We start from the raw sequence: 17,463 nt of genomic DNA, 5'->3' as shown, positions 1-17,463 counted from the left end.
TTCGGGAAGGGGCGGGCCTGGGGCGCACCGCGAGGGCTAGTGCAGGGCTGTCACCGCTTCGGTCAGGGCCGACGGTACGTCGGGGACGAGGGTGTGGGCGCCGTCGCGGACCACGTGGCGGCCCCCGACCACGGTGTGCCGCACATCCACCGCGCTCGCCGCGAACACCGCGACCTCCGCCCCGAGCCGCGGCACGGCCCCCGCCGTCCGCACGGAGTCGAGCGCGACCGTGGCGAAGTCGGCGAGCCGCCCCGCCTCCAGGGCCCCGGCATCGGCCCAGCCGAGCGCGGCGTGCCCGTCGGCGGACGCCGCCCGCAGCAGCGCGGCCGCCGTCCAGTGCCCCCGCGTGTGGGTCCGCAGCCGCTCGTTGAGCTCCATCGCCCGCGCCTCCTCGAAGAGGTCGATGACGGCGTGGCTGTCGCTGCCGAGGGAGAGCGGGCTGCCCGCCCGCTGGAGGGCGGGCGCGGGCCCGATGCCGTCGGCGAGGTCCCGCTCGGTGGTGGGGCACATGCAGGTGCCGGTGCCCGAGCCGCCGATCAGGGCGATGTCGTCGTCCGTGAGGTGCGTGTTGTGGACGCCCGTCGTGCGCGCCCCGAGCACCCCGTGGTCGGCGAGCAGCCGCGTGGGCGTGCGGCCGTGCACGGCCAGGCACGCCTCGTTCTCGGCGGTCTGCTCGGACAGGTGCACGTGCAGCGGGGCGCCGCGCGTCGCGGCCCACTCGGCCACGGTGCCCAACTGCCGCGCGGGCACGGCCCGTACGGAGTGGATCGCCGCGCCGATCCGGGCGTGCTCGCGGTCCTTCAGGAGCGCGGCCCGCTCCGCCCACGCCTGGGCCGTGCCGTCGGAGAACCGCAGCTGGTGGTGGTCGGGCGGGGCGCCCTCGGCGGCGTCGCGCAGGCCGGAGGCCACGTACGCGGTGTCGAGGAGCGTGATGCGGATGCCCGCGTCGGCCGCGGCGGCGATGAGGGCCTCGCCCATCGCGTTCGGGTCGGCGTAGCGCTTCCCGCCGGGCGCGTGGTGCAGGTAGTGGAACTCGCCGACGGCCGTGATCCCGGCGAGCGCCATCTCCGCGTACACCGCCCGCGCGAGCGCGTGGTACGTCTCCGGCGTGAGCCGGTCGGCCACGGAGTACATGACCTCGCGCCACGTCCAGAACGTGCCGCTGCCGACCTGCACGGTGGAGCGCAGCGCCCGGTGGAAAGCATGCGAGTGGGCGTTGGCGAGGCCGGGCAGGGTCAGGCCGCGCAGGACCGTGGCCCCCGGCGGCGGGGCCCCGACGCCGGTGCGGACGGCGGCGATCCGCCCGTCCGCACCCACGTCGAGCGCCACGCCGGGCTCCACGGCCGGCTCCAGCCAGGCGTGCTCCGCCCAGTACGTGTGCGTCACCGGCACGCCAGGCCCTCCAGTACGTCGGCGAGCGCCCGCACCCCGGCGACGCAGTCGTCCTCCGCCGCGTACTCGGCGGGGGAGTGCGAGACGCCCGTGGGGTTGCGGACGAACAGCATGGCGGTCGGGACGGACGCGGAGAGGATGCCCGCGTCGTGCCCGGCGCCGGTGCCGAGCACGGGCACCTCGCGGCCGGTGCGCCCGCGCAGGAGCGCGCCCAGCTCGTCGCGCAGCGCGTGCTCGAACTCGATGACCGGCGTGAACGACTCGCGTACGACGGCGAGGTCGACGCCGTGCCGGTCCGCGTACTCGCGGGCCGCCTTCTCGACCGCCGTCACCACCGTGTCGAGCGTCTCCTGGTCCGCGGCGCGCGAGTCGAGCCAGCCGCGCACCAGGGACGGGATGGCGTTGACGCCGTTGGGCTCGACGGAGATCTTGCCGAACGTCGCCACCGCGCCCGCGAGCTCCGCCTCGCGGCGGGCCGCGAGGACCGTCTCCGCGTAGCTCAGCATCGGGTCGCTGCGGTCGACGAGGCGGGTGGTGCCCGCGTGGTTGGCCTCGCCGCGGAAGTCGAAGCGCCAGCGGCCGTGCGGCCAGATGGCGCTGGCGATGCCGACCTCGTCGCCGGACAGGTCCAGGGCCCGGCCCTGCTCCACGTGCAGCTCCACGAACGCGCCGATCCGGGCGAGCCGCTCGGGGTCCGGGCCGATCGCCGCCGGGTCGTACCCGGCGGCCTCCATCGCCTCCGGCAGGCGCACGCCGTCGCCGTCGCGCAGCTCGTACGCCTGCTCCTTGGTGAGCTGCCCGGCCGTGAGCCGGGAGCCGACGCAGGCCAGGCCGAAGCGGGCGCCCTCCTCGTCGCCGAAGTTCGTGAGGGCGAGGGGGCGGGTGAACTCCGCGCCCCTGGCGCGGAGTTCGTCGAGTGCGGCGAAGGCGGAGACGACGCCGAGGGGGCCGTCGAAGGCGCCGCCGTCGGGGACGGAGTCCAGGTGCGAGCCGGTGACGACGGCGTCTCCCGCGGCCGGGTCGCCGAGCCACGCCCACTGGTTGCCGTTCCGGTCCGTCTCGTACGCGAGCCCCCGGCTCTCGGCCTGCTCCTGGAACCAGGTCCGGCAGTCGGCGTCGGCCCCGGTCCAGGCGTGGCGGCGGTAGCCGCCGGTCTCGGCGTTGCGGCCGATGGGAAGCAGGTCGCGCCACATCGCCGTGAAGTCGGGCGGCGTCGGCGACTGCGGTGCCGTCGTGGCCGGGCGCGCAGTTCCCCGCGCCCCTTCGGGGCGCTTCACTCGCCCTCCCGCATGGGCACGCGGACACCGCGCTCCGCGGCCACGGCCTCGGCGCCCTCGTAGCCCGCGTCGACGTGCCGGATCACGCCCATGCCCGGGTCGTTGGTGAGGACCCTGCGGATCTTCTCGCCCCCGAGCTTCGTGCCGTCGGCGACCGTGACCTGGCCCGCGTGGATGGAGCGGCCCATGCCGACGCCGCCGCCGTGGTGGAGGGAGACCCAGGAGGCGCCGGAGGCCACGTTGACCATGGCGTTCAGGAGGGGCCAGTCGGCGATGGCGTCGGAGCCGTCGCGCATGCCCTCGGTCTCGCGGTACGGCGAGGCCACCGAGCCGCAGTCGAGGTGGTCGCGGCCGATCGCGAGCGGGGCCTGGAGCTCACCGGAGGCCACCATGTCGTTGAACCGCTCGCCCGCCTTGTCGCGCTCGCCGTAGCCGAGCCAGCAGATGCGGGCGGGCAGGCCCTGGAAGTGGACGCGCTCGCCCGCCATCTTGATCCAGCGGTGCAGCGATTCGTTCTCGGGGAAGAGGTCGAGGATCGCCTTGTCGGTCTTGTGGATGTCCGAGGCCTCGCCCGAGAGCGCCGCCCAGCGGAACGGGCCCTTGCCCTCGCAGAACAGCGGCCGGATGTACGCGGGGACGAAGCCGGGGAAGGCGAACGCCCGGTCGTAGCCCGCCAGTTGGGCCTCGCCGCGGATGGAGTTGCCGTAGTCGAAGACCTCGGCGCCCGCGTCCATGAAGCCGACCATGGCCTCGACGTGCCGGGCCATGGACTCGCGGGCCCGGGTGGTGAAGCCCGCCGGGTCCTTCTCGGCGGCCGTCGCCATGTCGTCGAAGTCGACGCCGACGGGGAGGTAGGCGAGCGGGTCGTGGGCGCTCGTCTGGTCCGTGACGATGTCGACGGGCGCGCCCTCGGCGAGCATGCGCGGCAGCAGCTCCGCCGCGTTGCCGAGCAGGCCGATGGAGAGCGGGCGGCGGGCGTCGCGGGCCTCGGTGGCGAGCTGGAGCGCGTGCTCCAGGGAGTCCGCCTTCACGTCGAGGTAGCGGTGCTCGATGCGGCGCTCGATGGCGCGCGGGTCGCAGTCGATACAGATCGCGACGCCGTCGTTCATGGTGACGGCCAGCGGCTGGGCGCCGCCCATGCCGCCGAGCCCGGCGGTGAGCGTGATGGTCCCGGCGAGCGTGCCGCCGAACTTCTTCGCCGCGACGGCCGCGAAGGTCTCGTACGTGCCCTGGAGGATGCCCTGGGTGCCGATGTAGATCCAGGAACCGGCGGTCATCTGGCCGTACATGGTGAGGCCGAGCGCCTCCAGGCGGCGGAACTCCTCCCAGTTCGCCCAGTCGCCGACCAGGTTGGAGTTGGCGATGAGCACGCGCGGCGCCCACTCGTGGGTCTGCATGACGCCGACGGGGCGGCCGGACTGGACGAGCATCGTCTCGTCCTGCTTGAGGGTCCGCAGCGTGCGCACCATCGCGTCGAAGGAGCGCCAGTCGCGGGCCGCCTTGCCGGTGCCGCCGTAGACGACGAGCTTGTCGGGGTGCTCGGCGACCTCGGGGTCGAGGTTGTTCTGGAGCATGCGCAGGGCGGCTTCCTGCTGCCATCCCAGGGCGCTCAGTTCGGTGCCGCGCGGCGCTCGTACGGGGCGGGGTCCTGACATGGCGGTGCCTCCTGAGGGCTGTGACCTTGTTATTCACATCCTCGGTCGGTGAATAGCTCTAGTCAATAGCACCGTAGGGCCAGCGGACGCGGCGCTCGGGTGATTGTGTGGATCACATGAGCCCCCTTGCGTGGATCACATGAGCCCCGACGACGCGACGGTTCCCGGCCCCACCGTCGACCCCACGAGTCCCCCCGGCGCGGAGGCCGCCGCCCGCCGGGACCAGGCCGTACGCGCCGCGATCGAGCAGGGCGTGGTGAGCCCGGAGCACCCGCTCGCGGGCCTCGTCGACGTCACCGGCGTCCGCGCGGCCGCCGTCGCGCTGCGCGCCGCCTTCGCCGGGGTCACCCCGCCCGGCACCCCCGTCCTGCACGCCTTCGCCGTGAAGGCGACGCCCCTGGTGCCGGTCCTGCGGCTGCTGCACGAGGAGGGGATCGGCGCCGAGGTCGCGAGCCCCGGCGAACTGGCCCTCGCCCGCGCCGCCGGGGTGCCGCCCGCGCACACCGTCCTCGACTCGCCCGCCAAGACCCCCGCCGAGCTGCGCGAGGCCCTCGCCCTGGGCATCGCCGTCAACGCCGACAACCCGCAGGAGCTGGCCCGCGTCGACGCCCTGGTGCGCTCCGCGCCCACCGGATCGCCGCTCGGGATACGGGTGAACCCGCAGGTCGGCGCGGGCTCCATCGGCGCGCTCTCGACGGCGACGGCGACCTCGAAGTTCGGCGTGCCGCTGCGGGACGAGGGCGCCCGCGACTGGCTCGTCCAGGCCTGTCTCGACCGGCCCTGGCTGACCCGCCTGCACGCGCACACCGGCTCCCAGGGCATCCCCCTCGACCTGCTCGTGCGGGGTGTCGCCGCGGTGTACGAACTCGCCGAGGAGGTCAACGCCCGCGCCGGGCGCCGCCAGATCGACACCGTCGACATCGGCGGCGGCCTCCCCGTCAACTTCTCCTCCGACGAGGCGAGCCCGACCCACGGCCAGTACGCGCGCCTGCTCAAGGACCGCGTGCCCGGCCTGCTCGACGGGCGCTACGGCCTGGTCACCGAGTTCGGCCGCTCGCTGCTCGCCAAGCAGGGGGTGCTGCTCGCCCGCGTCGAGTACGTCAAGGAGGCGGGCGGGCGGCCCATCGCGCTGACCCACGCGGGCGTCCAGGTGGCGACCCGCACGGTGTACGCGCCCGAGTCCTGGCCGCTCCGGCTCGCCGCGTACGACGCCAAGGGCCGCCCCAAGCAGGGGCCCGTCGTCGGCCAGGACGTCGCGGGCCCGGCCTGCTTCGCGGGCGACCTGCTCGCCGCCGACCACCCGCTGCCCCGGCTCGAAGCGGGCGACCACGTGGCCGCCCTCGACACCGGCGCCTACTACTTCGCCCAGCACTACTCGTACAACAGCCTGCCCCGGCCCGGGATCCACGGCTTCGCCGCGGGGGCGGACGGCACGGTCCGCTTCGCCACCGTGCGCGCGCCGCAGCCGGTGGCGGAGCTGGTCGAGGAGGCCGGCGGCGGCGTACCGGACGCGCTGAACGGGCTGTGAGGCGCCGCCACGGGCTCTGATGTTGCTCAACTCCCGCATCGTCCCGGCGTGTCACGGGCAAGAGATCCTTCCGAAGTTCCCGGTCACGTTCGGGGGAGGCTCCTGTGACGACTTCAGGAACGAGCGGTACCACCACGCATCCGGCCGAGGAGGAGCCCGGCCTGCGCCGGGTCCTCGGCCCCAAGCTGCTGATCCTCTTCGTGATCGGCGACATCCTCGGCACCGGCATCTACGCCACCACCGGCAAGGTGGCGGGAAAGGTGGGCGGCGCCCTGTGGGTGCCGTTCCTCATCGGCTTCGTCGTGGCGATCCTGACGGCCGCGTCGTACGTGGAACTGGTCGGCAAGTACCCCAAGGCGGCGGGTGCCGCGCTCTACACCCAGAAGGCCTTCAAGGTCCCCTTCCTGACCTTCATCATCGCGTTCATGGTGATGTGCTCGGGCCTGTCGTCCGCGAGCGCGGCCGCCCGCGCCTTCAGCGGGGACTACCTGAGCGAGCTGACCGATGACGCGCTGCCGCCGACGCTGGTGGCGATCGCGTTCGTCCTCGCCCTCGCCGCGCTGAACCTGCGGGGCGTGTCGGAGTCGGTGAAGGCGAACGTCGTGCTGACCGCGGTCGAGCTGACCGGTCTGCTGATCATCCTCGCGATCGGCGCGTGGGCCGTGCTCACGGGGGACGGGGAGCCGTCGCGGCTCACCGAGTTCGAGTCGAGCGGCACCGGATACGCCCTGTTCACGGGAGTCCTCGGGGCCACCGCGCTCGGCTTCTTCGCCTTCGTCGGCTTCGAGGACTCGGTGAACATGGCCGAGGAGACCAAGGACCCCACCCGCACCTTCCCGCGCGCGATCTTCATCGGCGTGGCGGTGACCGGCACCATCTACGTCCTGGTCGCCCTGGTCTCCTCGCTCCTGGTGGACTACAGGACCCTGGAGGGCTCCAGCGGACCGCTCCTGGAGGTGGTGAAGGCGGGCGGCGTGGACTTCCCGCACAAACTCTTCGCGCTCATCGCCCTGTTCGCGGTCACCAACTCCGCCCTCATCAACATCATGATGGCGTCCCGCCTCTGCTACGGCATGGCCAACGAGCGCATCCTGCCGCGCTCCATGGGCCGCGTCCTGGCCGGTCGCCGCACGCCCGTCGTGGGCATCGCGTTCGTGTCCCTGCTCGCCATCGGCCTGGTCTCCACCGGCGAGATCGAGGGCCTCGGCGACACCACGGCGTTCCTGCTCCTGTGCGTGTTCGCCGTCGTCAACGTCGCGGTCCTGGTGCTGCGCAGGGACCCCGTGGACCACGACCACTTCCGCACGCCCACGGCCCTGCCCGTGCTCGGCGCGATCACCGCGCTCGTCCTCGCGAGCCCGCTCGCCGACCGCCCGGCCGACGTCTACGTCCGCGCGGGCGTGCTGCTCGCGATCGGCATCGCCCTGTGGGCGGTGAACAAGCTGGTGATGCGGGCGCGTACGGAGGCCTGACCGCGGCGGAGGGGGCCCCGGAACTCGAACGCCGGAGGGGGCGAACGCTGCCGCGAGCGGCACCGTCCGGCTCCTCCGGCGTTCGAGTTCCGGGGCGCGGAGCGACGACGGGGCGCTGTTACTCCTCGACCGTCAGCGCTCTGCGCAGCCGCACCAGCGTGCGGGACAGCAGACGCGAGACGTGCATCTGGGAGATGCCCAGCTCCTCACCGATCTCCGACTGGGTCATGTTCGCCACGAACCGCAGGGAGAGGATCTTCCGGTCCCGCGGCGGCAGTTCGGCGATCAGCGGCTTCAACGACTCGACGTACTCGATGCCTTCGAGCCCGTGGTCCTCGTAGCCGATGCGGTCGGCGAGCGCGCCTTCGGAGTCGTCGTCCTCGGGCTGCGCGTCGAGCGAGCTCGCGGTGTAGGCGTTGGACGCCGCCATGCCTTCGACGACCTCGTCGGGCGAGAGGCCGAGGCGCTCGGCGAGCTCGGCCACCGTCGGCGAGCGGTCGAGCTGCTGAGCGAGTTCGTCACCCGCCTTGGCGAGGTCGAGGCGGAGCTCCTGGAGCCGTCGCGGCACGCGCACCGACCACGAGGTGTCGCGGAAGAAGCGCTTGATCTCGCCGACGATGGTCGGCATCGCGAAGGTGGGGAACTCGACGCCGCGGCTGAGCTCGAAGCGGTCGATCGCCTTGATCAGGCCGATGGTGCCGACCTGGATGATGTCCTCCATCGGCTCGCTGCGGGAGCGGAACCGGGAGGCGGCGAACTTCACCAGGGCGAGGTTGAGCTCGACGAGGGTGTTGCGTACGTACGCGTGGGCGTGGGTGCCCTCTTCGAGGGACTCGAGCCGCTCGAAGAGCGTCTTGGACAGGGCTCGCGCGTCGAGGGGGCCCACCTCGTCGAACGGGGGGATCTCGGGGAGCCCGGAGAGTGACTCGGGCCGCTCGTCGGGGCGCGACGGGTCCGTCGCGGCCGCCGGCAGGGCCTCTTCGGCGGGGCCGGGGATCGAGGTTCGGGTGCGGTTCGGCGGGGGTGTCGACGTCGCTTGGTCAGTACGCGATTCGTCGAGCCGGGGTGACATGGTGTCCTCCATCGTTCTCGGCATATGGCTGCCGATGCCACTACGTGCACTGCGGTGTGCGGCGCCTCCATGGCCGTCCGGGTCGGGTGATGTCTCTTCTACCCCTACCCGCTTCCGACGCGGAGTCGCAAGTGCGGTGCGTGGCGAAATGTCCGAATTCAGGGGGATGTTCGGGTACCCCGGGGCGTACGGAAGGCGTAATGTTCAAGGGCGTCATCGCGCGTCACGGCGCGCGCCAGTAACAGCCCAACGGTCGGAAGAGAGTGACGGCATGGACCGCGGGACGGTCGGCAGCGCACACAGGGGCCGACTTTCGGTCGAAGTCCGGAAAGAGGGCCGCAGCGCCGTCGTGACTCCGGCGGGTGAGCTCGATCACCACACCGCCGATGTGCTGCGCGAACCGCTCGAGGGCTGCGTCGACGAGGGCTTCTCGCGCCTCGTGGTCGACTGCTCACGGTTGGAGTTCTGTGATTCCACGGGTCTCAACGTGCTCCTCGGGGCCCGCCTCAAGGCCGAGGCCGCGGGCGGCGGCGTGCATCTCGCCGGGATGCTGCCGGTGGTGGCCAGGGTGTTCGAGATCACGGGGGCCGACGCCGTCTTCACCGTCCACGAGACGCTCGAAGCGGCACTGGCCGACTGAGCCGGACCTCTTTTCGCGGGGAGAACGGGATGTGTGGGGGCGATATGACGGGTGACGTGAAGCGTTATGTGTCAGTTGCCGCTGTGTGACCAATGCGTTACCAGCGTCACACGGTTCTCACCGAATCCATGGGTGTTCGTCCGGTTCGGCCGGGCAGGAGTCACCCTGAATCCGGAGTCGGCCGTCGTCCGGCGGGCGCCGGACCGAACAGCAGACCAACACAGCCAGACCAACGTCGGATCAAACGTCAGAAATGGCAAGCGGCCGGGGAGCGGCCGGGCGGGCGGAGGCCCCGCCGCCGGGCTCCCGTGGTCCGTCCTTGTCCAGAGTCCTCTTGTCGGTGAGGTGAAGTGCTGATGAGCGCCACCCGGCCTTACTCGCCGGGCGACCGTGGCCCGGAGCCGGAGGCCGCTGTCGCGGACGCTCCCGCGCACGCGGCCACCCCCGGGCCCGGCGGCCGCCAGGTCCGCAGGCTGAGCCTGGACGGCGCGAGCGGCGTGGTCCCGCTCTCGCGGGACTTCACCCGCGAGGCGCTGCACGCCTGGGGCTGGCTGCCCGCGGCCACCGCCGACCGGCGCGCCGCGGCGGAGGACGTCCTGCTCGTGGTCTCCGAGCTGGTCACCAACGCCTGCCTGCACGCCGAGGGCCCCGACGAGCTCTGGCTGTCCTGTGACGGCGGCCGGAAGGTGCTGCGCATCGAGGTCTCCGACCGCGGTGCCGGACAGCCCGCGCCGCGCACGCCGCACCGGGCCGGGCGGCCCGGCGGGCACGGCATGTTCATCGTGCAGCGGCTCTGTCTGGACTGGGGGGTTGTGCGGACCCCTGGGGCGACGGGCAAGACGGTGTGGGCGGAGCTGGAGGCGCCGGGCTAGCGCCCGCGCCCGGAGTCACAAGGGTTACCCGCGGTTCGAAGGACGCGCCGGATCTCCACGGATCCGGCGCGTCCTTTGTCTTCCCTCGACAAGGTCCCCGGCGTACCTTGAGCGCCCGATCTGATGTGCCGTCAGCAAATCAGTGCGCGCGGCACGGATTTCGCCACCGGCATGAGGGGACCACGAGGTGCCGTACCAGAGGAAACCCACCGCGCTCGCACTCACCGCCGCCCTGGCCGGATCGGCGCTGCTGCTGACCGCACCCGCCGCACGGGCCGAGGTCCAGGACGTCGACTACCAGTGCAAGACGCCCATCGGGAACAAGGGCGCCGTCTCGCCGATCGACATCAAGAGCGTCAAGAGCGGCAGCGGCTACAAGCTCACGATGTCCTTCCAGAAGGGCGTCTCCTCCAGCCCCGTCGAGCTGGGCAAGGGCGCCATGAAGCCGAGCGCGCTCATCGAGCTCGGCGGCGCGGAGAGCGGCACCGTCCCGGTGTCGGGGCCGCCCAACTCCGGGCCCGTCCCGGCCAACACGCCCATCAAGATCAGCACCCTGACGGGCACGTACACGCCCAAGAAGTCCGGCAAGGTCACCTTCACCGCCGGTGTCCTGACCATCAAGGCGCTCGGTACGACGACGACGTGCACGCCCGCGAACGACCCGAAGCCGTCGCTGACCCTGAACGTGAAGGGGAGCGGCTCGGACGCCGGCTCCGGCGCGGGCTCGGGATCCGACGCCGGTTCCGGTTCCGGGACGGGCTCCGGCTCCGGCGACGCGTCCGACGGCGCGCGGGGCACGCCGTCCGGCGGCGAGGACCTGCCGCAGACCGGACCCGCCGACTCCGCGATCGCGCTCGGCACGCTCGGCGGCACGGTGCTGCTCGCGGGCGCGGCCGGGGTGCTGTGGCTGACGCGCCGGAACCAGGCGCCGCGCTGAGGGCGGGGACGCGGGCGATGCGGGTGCGGGCCGCCGCGCGGGCGCTCGCCGCGGCCGGCGCGCTGCTCGGGTGCGCTGCCGCGCCCCTCGCCCGCGCGGCCGACGGCGACGGCTGGTCGCTCGACCCCGCGGGCTCCGCACGGCCGTCCCTGTACGCGGAGGGCGCGCCCGGTGCCGTCCTGGAGGACAAGGTGTCCGTCACGAACCGGAGCGCGCGGCCCCGCACGGTGACCCTGCGCGGCACCGGCCCCGACGGCATCGGGGCGTGGCTGGCCTTCGCCCGGCGGAAGGTGACGGTGCCGCCGCGCACCCGGGCCGACGTCCCGTTCACCGTGGCGGTGCCGAAGGGGGCCGCGCCGGGCGACCGCTCCGGCGCGGTCGTCGCGCGCGGCGGTGGCCGGGACGCCCGGGTGCCCCTGCGCCTGCGGGTGGCCGGGCCCGCCCTGGCCGCGCTGACCGTGGAGCGCGTACGCCTCGACGCGGACGCGGAGCGGATCACGTACGAGCTGGTGAACCGGGGCACCACGGTGCTGGCGCCGCGCGTCGCGGTGCGGGCCGACGGCGTCTTCGGGGAACTGCTCGACCGGGCGCCGCACCGCGTGCCCGTGCGTGTCGCGCCCGGCAGCCGGGTCGCGCTGAGCGAGCCGTGGCCCGGCGTGCCGTCGTTCGACGCCGTGGACGTGCGCCTGACGGTCACGGCGGCGGGCGGGGTGCGGGCCGAGGGGTCCGCGTCCGCACGCCTCGTGCCGTGGCCCGCCGCCGCGGGCGCGGGCGCCGGTGCCGTCGCGGCGGGCGTCGCCGCGTGGTGCGCCGTACGGCACGCCGTACGCCGCCGGAGACGGGACGCCGGCGCACCGGCGGAGACGGCAGCGACAGCGGAGGCGGCGGCGGAAGCGACAGCGGCGGCGGAGACGGCAGCGGAAGCGGAGGCGGCGGCGGAGCGGGAGCCGACGGCCACGGGGACGGGAGGCAAGCCGTGAACGGACAGCGGACGTGGCCGCGCGGCTGCGCGTCGGCCCTGGTCCTCGCCCTGGCCTGCGCGCTGCTCGGGGCCGTGCCGGACGCCGCGGCCGAGCCGAAGCCGACGGTGACGCTCTCCGCGTCCCAGGCGGGGGCCGGGGGCTCGGTCACCGTGACCGGCAAGGGGTGGCGGCCGCGCGCGCTGCTCATGATGCTCGTCTGCGGGCAGGGCACGCCCGCCGCGGGGGTGCCCGGCGGCACCAACTCCTGCGCCAACGCCGAGGGCCGTGCCGTCACCACCGGCGGCGACGGCAGGTTCCGCAAGCGGCTGCCCGTGGCCGAGCCGCCGAAGCCCTGCCCGTGCGTCGTGCACGTCGCCACGGTGACCGGCGGGAAGGCCGCGGTGGACGCGGCGTTCAAGGTCGCGGGGCATCCGGTGAAGCCGTTGCGCAAGCCGCGCGGCGGGCGGCTCGCGGTGCTCGCGGACACCCGGCTCGACGGGTCGAGCGGCCTCCTCACGTGGTTCGGCTCCCCGCCCTCGCGGCAGCTGGTGGTCACCGTGGGCAACCTGGGCACCGCGCCGGTCAGGAACCCGGTCTTCCAGGTCGGCACCTCCCACGGCGTGTTCGCCCCGCAGTGGGAGCAGCAGCAGTGGCGCGGCACCATCGCGCCCGGCGCGAAGGCGAGGATCAGGCTGCCGGTCGAGCTGCCCGCGGGCGCCCACGGCGACTACCTGGTCTCGCTCCGGTACGGCAGCGACGTCCTCGCCGAGCAGCCGTGGGGCGTGGGGCGGCCCTGGGGCGTGACGCTGTTCTGGGTGCTCCTCGCCCTCGTCGTGCCCGCGGCCGTCTTCCGCGTCGGCATGGTGGCCGTCGACCGGCTCCGCCCCGCCAAGGGGCCCGGCGGCCGCCCGCAGGGCCGCCACCGCACGCGGCGCGTCACCGCGGCCCTGCCCGGCGGCACCCGGCTCACGAAGAGCGCCCTGCTCGCCAAGGCGGCGCTGCTCAGAAGGACGGACACCGCCGCCGACGACCCGGCACCCACCTCCCGGGACACCGGGTCCACCTCCACCGGCCTGCCGTGGTTCACCCCGGACACCGACCCGGGCGCCCCGGCGGGACAGCTCTCCGCACCGTCCGACAACGGCCCCCCGACGAAAGGAAAGCCGTGACGAGGAAGCCGACGCAACGGAGCGCGAGAGCGGGAAGAGCGGGCAGACCGGGAAGGGGCGCACCACCCCGGACGAGAGCGGCCGCGGCCTCGGTCGCCCTGGCGCTCGGCGGCGCGGGCCTCGCCGTGCTCGGCGCGGCGGGCCCGGCGAGCGCAGCCGAGGTCGCCTACAGGACCGAGTGCGTGCCGCCGCCCATCTCCCAGCTGCCGCCGGTGCACGGCACCACGAAGGCGGACGTGACGGCGCCCGCCGAGGCGAAGGTCGGCGACGAGGTCGAGGTGGTGTGGAAGACGGTCGAGGCCGCCTCCAAGAACCCCGACATCCTCGACCTCGGCGAGGACACCGTCCTGCCGACCGGCACCGTCACGGTGGGCGGTGCCCAGAGCGGCGACCTGAAGGTCGAGGGGACCCGCACCAATCCGCCCATCCCCAAGGGCGGCGCGATGGTCCTGTCCGACATGAAGGGCAAGCTGAAGCTGACCGCGCCGGGCGAGGTGACGCTGACTCCGGGCGCGTACGCCATCAACGTGAACAAGCCGATCTCCACGGACACCCCGTGCAAGCCCGAGGAGGCCGTGAAGCCCGCCGTGACCATCAAGGTGACCGACGGCGGCGGCACGTCCGGGGGCTCCTCGGGCGGGACGTCCGGTGGTACGACGTCCGGTGGGTCCTCCGGCGGTACGACCTCCGGCGGCGGTGACAGCGGCGGTGACAGCGGCGGTACGTCGGGCGGGACGACGGGCGGCTCGTCGGGTGGCTCCGCCGGTGGCTCCTCCGGCGGCGGCGACGGCCAGACCGACTTCCCCGGCAAGGAGGTGCAGGTCCCGTACAAGTGCAAGACGCCGATCGGCGACAAGGAGGCGACCTCGCCGGTGCAGATCGACGCCCGGAAGGACGGCGGGAAGTACGGCCTGACCGTGCGGTTCAAGAAGTCCGTGATGGACAGCCCGGTCGACATCCCCAAGGGCGCGGTGAAGCCCTCCATGGCCGTGCTCCTCGGCGGCGCCGACAAAGGCACGGTGCCCGTCGAGGGCCCCGCCAACAAGGAGCCCATCAAGTCCGGCGCGCCCATCGCCGTCCCGGACCTGACCGGCACCTACACCCCGGGCGCCGACGGCAAAGCGACGCTCTCGCCCGGTGTCCTCACCGTGAAGGCCCTCGGCACGACCACCACCTGTACGCCCGTGAAGACCGGGGTGTCCCTGGTGCTCGACACCTCGGCGCAGCCGGGCGGCGCGGCAGGCGGCTCGGGTTCGGGCTCGGGTTCGGGGTCCGGCTCGGGCTCCGGCGGCGGCTCCGCGGGCGGTGCCGGTGACGCGTCCGGCGGCGGCCTCGCCGACACCGGTGCCGACGACAACGGCGCGCTGCGGGCGCTCGGCCTGGTCGCGGGCACGGCGGTCCTCCTGGGCGGCGCGGTGTTCACGTTCCTGCCGCGCGGGAGGCGGCGGCTGCGCTGAAGCGCCCCGAAGGGGCGCGGGGCTGTGTCTCTGTGCGGCTCCGCCGCGCGGGCGCGACCAGCCACGGCGAACCCGCAGCCGGTCACCGGCCCCGGGGCAGCCCGGCGTGCTCCCGCAGCCACCGCAGGACGCCCGCGGCGAGCCCCCGCTCCCGCAGCAGAGCCCCGCCGTGCGCCGCGCCCGGCAGCGTACGCACGGTCACGTCCCGCAGCCCCGCGCGGCGCTGCGCGGCGGCGAGGTCCGCGGAGTGCGCGGGCGGCACGAAGTCGCCCGCCGAGTGCGCCAGGTACAGCGGAGCGTCCCGCGGGCCCGACGCGTGGGAGGCGGCCGACAGGTCGTCCCAGCGCTCCCGGCAGGGCTGTCCGGCGCGGTCCGGGTCGCACCCGGCGAGACGTTTCGCCGCCCGGGCGAGCGCCCGCCGCCGGTCCGGGGCGCCCGGCGCGGTGCCGTCGCGCCAGGCCCGGTACGGCGAGGCGACGGGGGAGAGGGCGGCCACGCCCCGGGTGTACGCGCGCCCGTCGCGGTACGCCCCGACGCTCACGGCCAGGTGCCCGCCCGCCGACGAGCCGAGCAGCAGGGGCCGGGGCGCGCCCGGCCCCTCGCGGCGGGCGATCCAGCGCAGCGCGGCCAGGACGTCGGTGCGCTGCGCGGGCCAGACGGCGTCCGAGGAGAGCCGGTAGTCGGTCTCGTACACGGTGAAGCCGCGCGCGGCGAACCACCGGGACCAGCCGCTCCAGTCGTTGTCCCGCGCCCACGAGCCGCCGTGCAGGATCACCAGGGCCGTGCCGCCGTGGCCGTACACGGTCACGGTCTGGCGCGGGTGCGCCCCGTAGGAGTAGGCGCGTCCGGGCGCGTGCGAGGCCTCGGCGGCCGCGCTGGAGGACAGGAGCGTGCCGCACAGGGCGAGGGTGAGGAGCGTCCGGCGTACGGTCATGGCCCGATGCTGCACCGGCGGCCGCGGCGCCGCCCCCGAAAAGGCCCGAGGGCCACCGCACCGGGTGGTGCGGCGGCCCTCAGTTCGTACGGGTGCGGCGTGCGGCGGGCAGACGTGGTCCGCCGCGCGAGCGCGACCGGCCACGGACGGCCCGCAGGTTCACCACCGCGGCACCGGCGAAGCGCTTAGTGGACGTCGCCCATGAGCGCCTTGACCTTCTTGCGGTACATGAACACCGCGACGGCCGCGATGACCGCCATCGTGGCCTCCATGGCGACCACACCGGACTTGTTCAGGTCGACGCCCGCGATGGAGAGCAGACCCGTGGTGCAGTCACCGGCGGTGACGGCGAGGAACCAGACGCCCAGCATCTGGGAGGCGTACTTCTCCGGGGCCATCTTCGTGGTGACCGACAGGCCGACGGGGGAGACGCACAGCTCACCGACGGTGTGGATGAAGTAGATCGCGACGATCCAGTACGCGCCGACCTTGTCGCCGTCGCCCGCCATGGACAGCGGGATCAGGAAGACGAAGAACGAGATGCCGACGATGAAGAGACCGGAGGCGAACTTCACGACCGAGTTCGGCTCCTGGCCGCGCCGGTTGAGCGCCAGCCAGATCCAGGCGACGACCGGGGCGAGGGCCATGATCAGGACGGGGTTGACCGACTGGAACCAGGAGACCGGGAAGTCGAAGCCGAGGATCGAGGTGTCGGTGGAGTTCTTGCCGAACAGGGCCACGGTGGACGCGCCCTGGTCGTAGATCATCCAGAAGACCGCGGCGGCCACGAAGAACCAGATGTACGCCGTCATCTTGGACTGCTCGGTCTCGTTCAGCGACTTGTCGCGCTTGATCTTGGTCAGGACCCAGATCGGGATGAGCAGACCGGAGACCGTGATCGGGACGATGGCCCAGTTCAGGGTGTAGACGTCCGTGGCGACGGCGACGCCGTAGAAGACGACGGCGGCGATGATCCACAGCATGGCCTTGCGGACCAGGCCCATCAGCTCGGCGCGCGGCACCGGCTTCGGCACGACGCTGCTCTGCGGGCTCAGGTGGCGGCCGCCGAGCAGGAACTGGATCAGGCCGAGGCCCATGCCGAAGGCGGCGATGGCGAAGCCGAGGTGCCAGTTGACCTTCTCGCCGACGGTGCCGATGGCCAGCGGGGCGAAGAAGGCGCCCAGGTTGATGCCGATGTAGAAGACCGTGAAGCCGCCGTCGCGGCGCGGGTCGTCCGGGCCGTTGTAGAGGTGGCCGACCATCGTGGAGATGTTGGCCTTCAGGAGGCCGGAGCCGATCGCCACGAAGACCAGGCCGAGGAAGAACATCGCCTGGCCCGGCAGCGCGAGCGTGAGGTGACCGAGCATGATCACCAGAGCGGCTATCGTGATCGTCTTGCGCGGGCCCCACAGGCGGTCCGCGAACCAGCCGCCCGGCAGGGCGAGCAGATAGACCATCGCCATGTAGATCGAGAAGATCGCCGTGGCTGTGGCGGCGTTCATGTCCATGCCGCCGGGCGCGACCAGGTACAAGGGGAGCAGGGCCTTCATGCCGTAGAAGCTGAAGCGCTCCCACATCTCGGTCATGAAGAGAGTGGCCAGGCCGCGGGGGTGGCCGAAGAAGGTCTTCTCGGAGCCAGGAGTGCTGGCCGAGTCCTTCGTCAGGCTGGACGCCATGGGTCGATCCTCGTGGTGTCGGGACGCGCGTGGCGAGGCCGCCGTGGGCGCGCCCGGTGGGGGCGGTCGGCACCGGCGCCGGACCGTCCACCCCCCACGCCTGCGAGGGGAACCGGTCCGCTGGGCGGAGCACGAGAGACGGCGACACCGAGATCCACACCCCGGACGCATCGTCGCGAGCGGGGCCCGACCACAGGTCATTGCTTTCAGGCTGGTGATCACCAGCCCACACACAGAAGGACCCTTGGCGCGCAATAGCGGGCCAAAGGTCCTTGAGTAGTGCTACAGGCGTCTCGCCACCATACGCCACGACAGAGCGTGATTTGGAAGGAGTTGAGACATGGATCACAGGTGACCTAGGAACCAATGGAACACATTCCAAGGTGTCCCCTAGATGTATCCAAGGATCGCATCCTGGAT

The 17,463-nt window shown here is 73.4% G+C and carries 14 protein-coding genes; 8 read left to right on the top strand and 6 right to left on the bottom strand.

The features are described from left to right. Window positions 1–36: 36 nt before the first annotated feature. The 3 genes from C9F11_RS17080 to hutU form a co-directional block, all read right to left on the bottom strand. Window positions 37–1,386 (bottom strand): formimidoylglutamate deiminase, encoded by a 1,350-nt coding sequence (locus tag C9F11_RS17080; RefSeq protein ID WP_138966595.1) that lies wholly within the window; start codon window positions 1,384–1,386, stop codon window positions 37–39. Next, on the bottom strand, window positions 1,383–2,585 hold the full coding sequence (locus C9F11_RS17075) for an allantoate amidohydrolase (RefSeq protein WP_138966593.1): 1,203 nt from the start codon (window positions 2,583–2,585) through the stop codon (window positions 1,383–1,385). Before C9F11_RS17075 ends, C9F11_RS17080 begins: the two co-directional genes overlap by 4 nt. Window positions 2,586–2,665: 80 nt before the next feature. Then, window positions 2,666–4,324, bottom strand: coding sequence for a urocanate hydratase (gene hutU / locus C9F11_RS17070; protein ID WP_138960106.1), 1,659 nt, complete (start codon window positions 4,322–4,324; stop codon window positions 2,666–2,668). 139 nt (window positions 4,325–4,463) lie between these two features. Here hutU and C9F11_RS17065 point away from each other — a divergent pair, with 139 nt between their 5' ends. Continuing rightward, entirely contained in the window at window positions 4,464–5,852 is a 1,389-nt protein-coding gene (locus tag C9F11_RS17065) for a diaminopimelate decarboxylase (RefSeq protein ID WP_138960105.1), read from the top strand. A gap of 104 nt (window positions 5,853–5,956) precedes the next feature. Next, window positions 5,957–7,324 (top strand): APC family permease, encoded by a 1,368-nt coding sequence (locus tag C9F11_RS17060; protein ID WP_138960104.1) that lies wholly within the window; start codon window positions 5,957–5,959, stop codon window positions 7,322–7,324. Window positions 7,325–7,442: 118 nt separating this feature from the next. On the opposite strand, the gene C9F11_RS17055 is transcribed toward C9F11_RS17060, so the two are convergent. After that, entirely contained in the window at window positions 7,443–8,408 is a 966-nt protein-coding gene (locus tag C9F11_RS17055) for an RNA polymerase sigma factor SigF (RefSeq protein WP_249401763.1), read from the bottom strand. Window positions 8,409–8,667: 259 nt separating this feature from the next. Here C9F11_RS17055 and C9F11_RS17050 point away from each other — a divergent pair, with 259 nt between their 5' ends. The 6 genes from C9F11_RS17050 (at window position 8,668) to C9F11_RS17025 (ending at window position 14,433) form a co-directional block, all read left to right on the top strand. Next, complete coding sequence (locus C9F11_RS17050; RefSeq protein ID WP_138960103.1) at window positions 8,668–9,036, top strand: STAS domain-containing protein; 369 nt, start codon at window positions 8,668–8,670, stop codon at window positions 9,034–9,036. A gap of 356 nt (window positions 9,037–9,392) precedes the next feature. Next, window positions 9,393–9,908: an ATP-binding protein gene (locus C9F11_RS17045; RefSeq protein WP_138960102.1), complete on the top strand. Its 516-nt coding sequence runs from the start codon at window positions 9,393–9,395 to the stop codon at window positions 9,906–9,908. Between the two features lie 187 nt (window positions 9,909–10,095). Continuing rightward, window positions 10,096–10,845, top strand: a complete 750-nt coding sequence (locus C9F11_RS17040) for an LPXTG cell wall anchor domain-containing protein (RefSeq protein WP_138960101.1) — start codon at window positions 10,096–10,098, stop codon at window positions 10,843–10,845. A gap of 23 nt (window positions 10,846–10,868) precedes the next feature. Next, window positions 10,869–11,825, top strand: a complete 957-nt coding sequence (locus tag C9F11_RS17035) for a hypothetical protein (RefSeq protein ID WP_249402188.1) — start codon at window positions 10,869–10,871, stop codon at window positions 11,823–11,825. Between the two features lie 38 nt (window positions 11,826–11,863). After that, a complete protein-coding gene (locus C9F11_RS17030; RefSeq protein WP_138966589.1) occupies window positions 11,864–12,976 on the top strand; it encodes a hypothetical protein in 1,113 nt (370 codons plus the stop codon). A 98-nt stretch (window positions 12,977–13,074) separates the two neighbouring features. Beyond that, window positions 13,075–14,433: a hypothetical protein gene (locus C9F11_RS17025; protein ID WP_138966587.1), complete on the top strand. Its 1,359-nt coding sequence runs from the start codon at window positions 13,075–13,077 to the stop codon at window positions 14,431–14,433. Between the two features lie 82 nt (window positions 14,434–14,515). On the opposite strand, the gene C9F11_RS17020 is transcribed toward C9F11_RS17025, so the two are convergent. Both C9F11_RS17020 and C9F11_RS17015 read right to left on the bottom strand, forming a co-directional pair. Next, window positions 14,516–15,367: an alpha/beta hydrolase gene (locus tag C9F11_RS17020; protein WP_138960100.1), complete on the bottom strand. Its 852-nt coding sequence runs from the start codon at window positions 15,365–15,367 to the stop codon at window positions 14,516–14,518. A gap of 185 nt (window positions 15,368–15,552) precedes the next feature. Beyond that, window positions 15,553–17,043 (bottom strand): oligopeptide:H+ symporter, encoded by a 1,491-nt coding sequence (locus C9F11_RS17015; RefSeq protein WP_138960099.1) that lies wholly within the window; start codon window positions 17,041–17,043, stop codon window positions 15,553–15,555. Window positions 17,044–17,463: the final 420 nt, after the last annotated feature.

This window comes from Streptomyces sp. YIM 121038 (genome assembly GCF_006088715.1).
In the GTDB taxonomy this organism is placed as follows: Bacteria; Actinomycetota; Actinomycetes; order Streptomycetales; family Streptomycetaceae; genus Streptomyces.
This window is presented reverse-complemented; position numbering and strand designations above follow the sequence as displayed.